This is a genomic window from Algoriphagus sp. 4150, from assembly GCF_031457395.1.
Taxonomy (GTDB): domain Bacteria; phylum Bacteroidota; class Bacteroidia; order Cytophagales; family Cyclobacteriaceae; genus Algoriphagus.
The window spans coordinates 1-2,075 of the sequence record NZ_JAVDWS010000065.1 but is presented as its reverse complement, the minus strand read 5'-3'; the positions used below and the strand labels follow the sequence as shown (position 1 = coordinate 2,075).

Below are 2,075 nucleotides of genomic sequence, written 5' to 3'. Positions count from 1 at the left end.
CGGGATTTATAATCATGCCCCTGTGTGTCGCGCTCCCGTCATGGATATTTCATCTGTTTATATTTTGATTTTTAATGGTCAGATAGCCTGTCCCGTCCGCCGCGGCGGACGGGAGAATCTCGCACGGTGAATAATCATCTCTCTGTGTGTCGTCTTCGACATGCTCGATTTCATTGGAAGCAAAATTGACTTAATTGACAGGTGTGATTTTAGATTTAGGTAAGGGAGGCTTGATAGATTTCATCAATAGCAGTGGAAAGCACCTTGGAAAATTGGGCTGAAGTTTGGTCCACCTTGAGCTCTTCCAGCAGTGCCCGTGAAAAACTGGCTATCATGCCCCGGTTCTCGGCAAGTGTTCTAGCTGCCCGATCCAGATCATAGCCCCCGGATAAGGCAAATACTCTCATTACATTTTTATGCTGAATAAGTTCAGTGTAGAAGTTTGCCTCTTCGGGAATAGTGAGTTTGAGGAGAATCTTTTGATCGCTGGGCAGCTTATCCAGCTCAGCCAAAATTGCCTCCCTCAGCAAGGATTCGATGATTCTCTTCTCGTCAGACTGAATGTCCACTTCCGGCTCCAGAATCGGAATGAGTCCATGTTTCAGGATAATCTTCCCTACTTCAAACTGCTGTTTTACGATCTCGATAATGCCTGCTTCGTCGTTCGCATAGATTACCGAACGCATTTTTGTGCCAAAAATCCCTTTGCCTTTAGCCTCTTTTAGCCTTTCAGAGAGATTTGGAATCTCCTTCATTAGCTTGACACCTTTTTCTATTTTTTGCAATCCTTTATCGATTTTCAGAAAAGGAACGATGTCCTTCTGCCAAAGAAAATCAGGTACAGGAATATCCCGCACAAAACCATTCATTGTTTTTTCAAATAGTATGACTCCCAATATCTTCTCTCCGCTAAAAGCAGGGTCTGTCATGACCCGCACCCTCATTTCATGCATCAGCCTGTACATTACTCCTTCTCCCGAATAATCTTCCTCCTGAATACCATAGCCTAAAAGTGCCTGGGGAGTGCTACCCCCACTTTGATCCAAGGCTGCGATGAATCCCTTACCTTCGGCTATTCGCTTGATTTGTTTTTCAAATTTCTCCATGGTGCTATCATAGTTGGTTGTTAGACTTTTAAGTTAAGAATCTTCGGAATGGAATGGAAATAAGCATCGGGTTACTTGATCAGGAGTCTTGTATTAGTAATCGACTCTTCGACTATTCTTAAATTTTCCCGAAGTATGGGATGCTGATATACTGAAGCCTAAAACTTAACGGTGAAGATCGTTCTTCTAAAAACGAAAGGTATCCTGTTGACTCCTCCTGTTTTGTTCAAGTGTCGGAAAAGCCTGTCTAAAGGGAAAGTGTGCGCACGCACATAGAAGATTTCACTTCCTGAAGCTTGATGAAGGGATAGGAGGATGCTTTGTCAGGTTTTCGCTAAATAATCCAGTCTGGATCATATCCTATGTAGGGCATGCCGAAAAACGCCAATAATAGATCAAAAGCTATCCTATTGAATGATTAATCCATTTTTGATGCGAACGGTTTTTCAGCAAATGCAAGCTTATTGACCATAATAGGTCTTTATCCATGCATCAGAAAATCCCAAAATCGGGATTTTCAAGCTAGCCTCAGGCATACCATCTTCTATGTTGGCCTCATTCGAGGTATAAGCATACATCTTCACTCGGCCGCCTTGAATCTGGCATGCCTGAGACTTTTTCAGCAAGCCCTAGGCAGAGCTGTTAAAAGGGAAAAGGGTTCCTATAGCTTTTCATAACGAAGTACTTTCAAAGCTCCTGTAGAAAAGGATCAGCACAGGCTGGAAAAGCAAGCGGATTAGGCGCTTAAGATCTGTGTCCAATCCAAAAGCATCGGTTGCATTGACGTATTGGGCGATATTTCCGGGAAAAATCAAGATGAAATCGAGCATGATCCCGTACCTACGGGAACACACAGAGGGATGATTATTCGCCGTGCGAGATTCTCCCGAATCAAGTTCGGGACAGGCTATCTGACCTCTTAAACAAATTATAAACAGATGAAATATCCATGACGGGAGCGCGACACAC

The 2,075-nt window shown here is 43.4% G+C and carries 3 protein-coding genes; all 3 read right to left on the bottom strand.

The window, feature by feature from the left end:
• Positions 1-215: 215 nt before the first annotated feature.
• The 3 genes from J2X69_RS24695 to J2X69_RS24685 all read right to left on the bottom strand — a co-directional run bounded on the left by J2X69_RS24695 (position 216) and on the right by J2X69_RS24685 (position 2,035).
• The gene (locus J2X69_RS24695; protein ID WP_310109529.1) at positions 216-1,106 is read right to left on the bottom strand and encodes a fructose bisphosphate aldolase; all 891 of its coding nucleotides are present in this window, start codon (positions 1,104-1,106) and stop codon (positions 216-218) included.
• Between the two features lie 461 nt (positions 1,107-1,567).
• On the bottom strand, positions 1,568-1,732 hold the full coding sequence (locus J2X69_RS24690) for a hypothetical protein (RefSeq protein WP_310109526.1): 165 nt from the start codon (positions 1,730-1,732) through the stop codon (positions 1,568-1,570).
• A gap of 45 nt (positions 1,733-1,777) precedes the next feature.
• On the bottom strand, positions 1,778-2,035 hold the full coding sequence (locus tag J2X69_RS24685; RefSeq protein WP_409014490.1) for a hypothetical protein: 258 nt from the start codon (positions 2,033-2,035) through the stop codon (positions 1,778-1,780).
• Positions 2,036-2,075 lie beyond the last annotated feature (40 nt).